The organism is uncultured Veillonella sp. (assembly GCF_934190855.1).
Classification (GTDB): domain Bacteria; phylum Bacillota; class Negativicutes; order Veillonellales; family Veillonellaceae; genus Veillonella.
Genome location: NZ_CAKPTN010000125.1, coordinates 1 through 4,765 on the forward strand (window position 1 = coordinate 1; position 4,765 = coordinate 4,765).

Annotated in this window: 5 protein-coding genes; all 5 read right to left on the reverse strand. The window is 42.2% G+C overall.

What is annotated here, in order from left to right:
* A partial coding sequence (locus Q0F90_RS07235; RefSeq protein ID WP_367113423.1) for a TIGR03936 family radical SAM-associated protein occupies positions 1–443 on the reverse strand: 443 nt, incomplete at its 3' end.
* The gene (locus Q0F90_RS07240) at positions 415–2,298 is read right to left on the reverse strand and encodes a TIGR03960 family B12-binding radical SAM protein (protein WP_296004372.1); all 1,884 of its coding nucleotides are present in this window, start codon (positions 2,296–2,298) and stop codon (positions 415–417) included. The genes Q0F90_RS07240 and Q0F90_RS07235, both read right to left, overlap by 29 nt.
* Before the next feature lie 54 nt (positions 2,299–2,352).
* Positions 2,353–3,456 (reverse strand): rod shape-determining protein RodA, encoded by a 1,104-nt coding sequence (rodA, locus tag Q0F90_RS07245; protein WP_296004375.1) that lies wholly within the window; start codon positions 3,454–3,456, stop codon positions 2,353–2,355.
* Positions 3,457–3,464: 8 nt separating this feature from the next.
* Positions 3,465–4,388: a P-loop NTPase gene (locus Q0F90_RS07250; protein ID WP_296004373.1), complete on the reverse strand. Its 924-nt coding sequence runs from the start codon at positions 4,386–4,388 to the stop codon at positions 3,465–3,467.
* 1 nt (position 4,389) lies between these two features.
* Positions 4,390–4,765, reverse strand: a 376-nt coding sequence (locus Q0F90_RS07255) for a penicillin-binding transpeptidase domain-containing protein (protein ID WP_296004374.1), incomplete at its 5' end; no start/stop codon positions are given.

The following is a 4,765-nucleotide window of genomic DNA, read 5'->3' on the forward strand; positions in this document are numbered from 1 at the left end:
GGTGTTACCTTTTCATAAGAAATTTCCGTTGCTTCATTGAAAGGTTTAAGCAAGGCATCCCAATCAGCGTTTTCATCGGTAACAGGGCCTGTCACTTCATAAATAGCATAGTTACAGATAGCCATCATTTTTTTCACCTTTTCAGGCATTTCTTTGCCACCTAGCACTTCAAGACCTGGAGGTGCTACTCGGTTTAAACGCTCCATAATAGACTCTAAAGAGTCTTCTTCCAGTATATCCATATCGATATATTCAGCCGCTGCCGTTACGCCTAATGCAAGCGCAGAGGAGAAGCTAATTTTCATATGTGGATTAAAGCCTTCAGAGTAAGCCATTTTAATTTCTGCGCGACGAATCATACGCTCTACAGCTTGTGCATAATCAAGGTGCGACAAGAATCTCAATTCTTCGCCTTTATTTAAGGCCAAACGTAACTTTTTCAACTCTGCCACCCTCCTTATAGTCAATAATAGCTGTATCAAGCTCTGGACATACATTACACCCCTTACAAGGAGCTCGACGGCAATCACCTGTAAGATTTGCTTCTACTGCTTGTTCCCACTCCCGTTTTAAGAATGCTTTACTTACAGTGCAATCTAAATGATCCCAAGGTAATGGCTCGTCAAAATCACGTGTACGGCGCGCATAATAGGCTGGATCCAAACCACAATCAGCGAAGGCTTTCAACCAAGTTTCATAGTTAAAGAACTCAGTCCAGCCATCAAATTTACAACCTGCTTCCCACGCTTTTACGAGAACCTTAGATAATCTACGGTCCCCACGAGCAAAGGCAGCCTCCATGTAACCAGTATAGCCATCATGGTAGTGATAAGAGATATTGCGGTTATTGATGAGAGACTTCAAGTAACGTTGTTTACGATGAATTTCCTCTACATCTTGTTGACCATACCATTGGTATGGAGAATGTGTTTTTGGTACAAAGAAGGATACGCTCACTGTTACAGAACCATTGCGTTTGCCTGTAATATCACGATGCAAATCAAGCACCTTATAGGCCAAATTAGCAATACCTGCTAGGTCCTCATCAGTTTCTGTAGGAAGGCCCATCATGAAGTACAGCTTAACTGTATTCCACCCAGATTTGAAAGCATTGGTACACGCCGCTAATAAGTCTTCTTCGCTAACACCTTTGTTGATAACATCACGCATGCGCTGTGTACCAGCTTCAGGAGCAAAGGTAAGACCACTCTTACGCACTTGTTGTACCTTTTTCGCAATATCGATGGAGAAGCTATCGATACGCAAGGACGGCAAGCTTACGCTCACCTGTTTATCTTTGAATTCTTCCATGAGCATATCTACTAGCTCAGGCAACTTAGAATAGTCCGCAGAGCTTAAGCTCATCAAGGAGATTTCGTTATAACCAGTATTGGCGATAGTATCCTTAGCGATTTGAAGCAAACGCTCTGGCGTCTTCTCACGAACAGGACGGTATAACATACCTGCCTGACAGAAACGACAGCCTCGTGTACAACCGCGGAACAATTCGAGTACGGCACGGTCATGGACGATATCCAAGAATGGTACTACAGGTTTTGTGGGATAGAACAAATTCTCTACATCTTCAACGATGCGTTTTGCTACAGCCGCCGGCACCTCTTCAAAGCGAGGTGTAATAGATTTAAAATCACCTTGCTCTGTGTATTCTACATCGTATAGAGCTGGACAATAGGTACCTGGAATTTGAGCTACTTTACGCAAGAAGCCTTCCTTACCTCCTGGGAATCCTTTTGCTTTTTCAGCCTTGTAGAGGTCAACAAATTCGTCGCCCCACTCTTCAGATTCACCAAGGGATACAATATCAAAGAAATCTGCAATAGGCTCTACATTAAATGCACATGGTCCACCACAAACGAGTAATGGGAAATCCATGTCGCGGTCCTTAGCGTACATTGGAATGCCTGCTAAGTCGAGCATATTTAGAATATTTGTAAAGCTCATTTCGTATTGAAGTGTAAAGGCTAACACATCAAAGTCTTTAATAGGCGTACGCGTTTCCAAGGAGAATAGAGGAATATTGCGCTTGCGCATTTCCTCTTCCATGTCGTGCCACGGTGCAAATACGCGCTCTGCCGCCGCATCTTCACGACGGTTGATTAAACCATATAAGATTTTGATGCCCAAGTGACTCATTGCCACTTCGTACACATCGGGAAAAGCTAATGCCATCGTTACATCAACAGTACTGTGATCTTTTACAATACTGTTATATTCGCCCCCTGTATAACGAGCGGGCTTTTGGACATGTTGTAACCATGACGTATCTAATTGAACCATACATCCTCCGTCTTTTTGAAAGACTTCTTTCACAATCAATCCTATAAAAGGATATTAAAATATATATTTTGTGCGCTGCATAGCGATATTTAATAAAATACCGATACTCAGCATATTAGTCGTTAATGCACTAACACCATAACTAAGGAATGGCAATGGAATACCTGTTACAGGCATGATACCGATGGTCATACCTACATTTACGAGCACCTCAAAAGCAAACATCGTGCCTATACCCGTAGCCAATAACATACCAAAGTTATCATTGCACGTATATGCTACTTGAATGCTGCGATAAATCAACATAAACAATAACAACAATACTACAATACATCCAACAAAACCAAATTCTTCACCGATTACGGAGAAGATAAAGTCCGTATGATTTTCTGGTAAGAAGTTCAACTGACTTTGGGTGCCGTTAAAGATACCTTTACCAAAAATCATACCTGAACCGATGGCAATCTTAGATTGGATAATATGATAACCAGAGCCAAAAGGATCGATATCTGGGTTTAAGAATACGAGAATCCGTTGTTTTTGGTATTCTTTCAGTACAAACCAGCCTAATGGCATCAAAAGGAAGGCCGTACCTGCAATAATTTTGATTAACCGCGTTTTAATACCCGAAATAAAGAGCATCCCCACAAAGATAGCAATATACACGAGGGACGTTCCCAAATCAGGCTGTAAGAATACGAGCGCTATAGGAATGCCTACATATAGTACTGGCAAGAGTAGTGATTTAAAGGTATCTAACTTGCCAATGCGAGGCTCTAGCATTTTCGCCATACAGATGATCATCAATAATTTAGAAAACTCTGATGGCTGAATCGTAATAGGCCCCAATTGAATCCAACGTTGTGCCCCGAGTGCAGAGGTACCAACTGCCATAACTGCAATCAACATGAGCAAGGTAATGGCATAAATCATATTCCCCCACCCTTTAAGGCGATGGTAATCCATAAATTGCATGCCTATAACAACGGCTACATTGGCTAAGAAAAATACTAGCTGTTTTACTACTAAACTACCAAAACCAATAGCCTCTTGATTCACATGAGTAGCACTACCAATGGCAGTAAGGCCAATTCCAACGAGTAATAGAGTGCATATGATGATAGTCCAATCACTATCTGTCCATATTTTCTGCCACATCATATCACCTAATTCAACTTGCGGCGGCGCCACAAGCTTTGCTTACCTTGTACCAGCAATCGTTGCGTAGTCCAACCACCACGATTGATGTAATGAACATTGCTAGAATCGTCAAAGATTGATTCACCTGCTGTAGCAAGACTAGGTGTACTCGCTTGCTCCTTAGTCGCTTTTTTCTTAGCTACATAAGTATCAAACTGCTTTTGTACATCGTAATCTTCCCAACAATCGCCAGTCATAACATAATCCACAAGAGGTGCTAACACAACTTTAAGTTCCTTAGATACAAGCTCTAACAGATGACCATCTTGCGTATAGGTTAATACATCCTCATCATAAGGAATCATAGCCCCTATATATTCAGCGCGAAGAACTTCTAACATATCATATAGATTGATGTCCTCCCCTTCCATAGGCACTGCATTAAATGCTATAGCATAGTCGCGAATGTTATGTTCCTGACATACTTGAATCATACGAGCCCCATTGCGCAAGGACACCCACAAAGGATGTGTTACAACGATACAGCGACTTACTAAGTCTAAAATAGACTCAATACCCTTGCCGATACCGGCCGGAGCATCAATCAAAATATAATCATATGCATCGCAGAGTCGACGCACTAACTTTTTGTACTTTTTACGGCCTATATCTTCCCAACGAGCACTTTGACTAGCTGGTAAAAAATCTAGGTTATCTGCGATTGATACGATCGCAGCATCTGTATACTCTTTATCTTCGCTCGCATCAAGTGCATCATAGATAATTTCATCTGCCACACCTAACACAAGGTCTAAGTCGCGCAATCCAAAGTCTCCATCACAGAGCAATACGCGATGCCCTGCTTGGCTTAAGGCTGCACCTAGACAAGCGGTAATCGTAGTTTTACCTACGCCACCCTTACCAGATACAACACCGATGATTTCGCCCATACTAATCCTTTCTTGGTTGCCCACTCGTTACCGTATTCTGAGGCTTTTGTCCATTAGTCGTGTTTGCCCCAGTAGCGGTTTCTTTATTACTTTTACTATTTGTATCATTAGATTTCTTATTCACTGGTACATTAAAGTACGCAGCCAATACATCACGTACGATAGGACCTGCAGAACCGGCACCAAAGCCACCTTGCTCTACAAGTGCGACTACAACGATACGAGGTTTATCATACGGTGCATAGGCCACGAACCAGCCGTGATCTCGACCGTGAGCATTCTCTGAAGTACCTGTTTTACCGGCTACAGCAATGGAGAAGCCTTTAAATAATTCCCCTGCTGTACCGCCTTCATTAGTAACATCTCGCAAGCCGTCC

Coding starts and splice junctions, on each gene's coding strand:
- Q0F90_RS07240 (WP_296004372.1), bottom strand. CDS start 2,298: ATGGTTCAATTAGATACGTCATGGTTACAACATGTCCAAAAGCCCGCT.
- rodA (WP_296004375.1), bottom strand. CDS start 3,456: ATGTGGCAGAAAATATGGACAGATAGTGATTGGACTATCATCATATGC.
- Q0F90_RS07250 (WP_296004373.1), bottom strand. CDS start 4,388: ATGGGCGAAATCATCGGTGTTGTATCTGGTAAGGGTGGCGTAGGTAAA.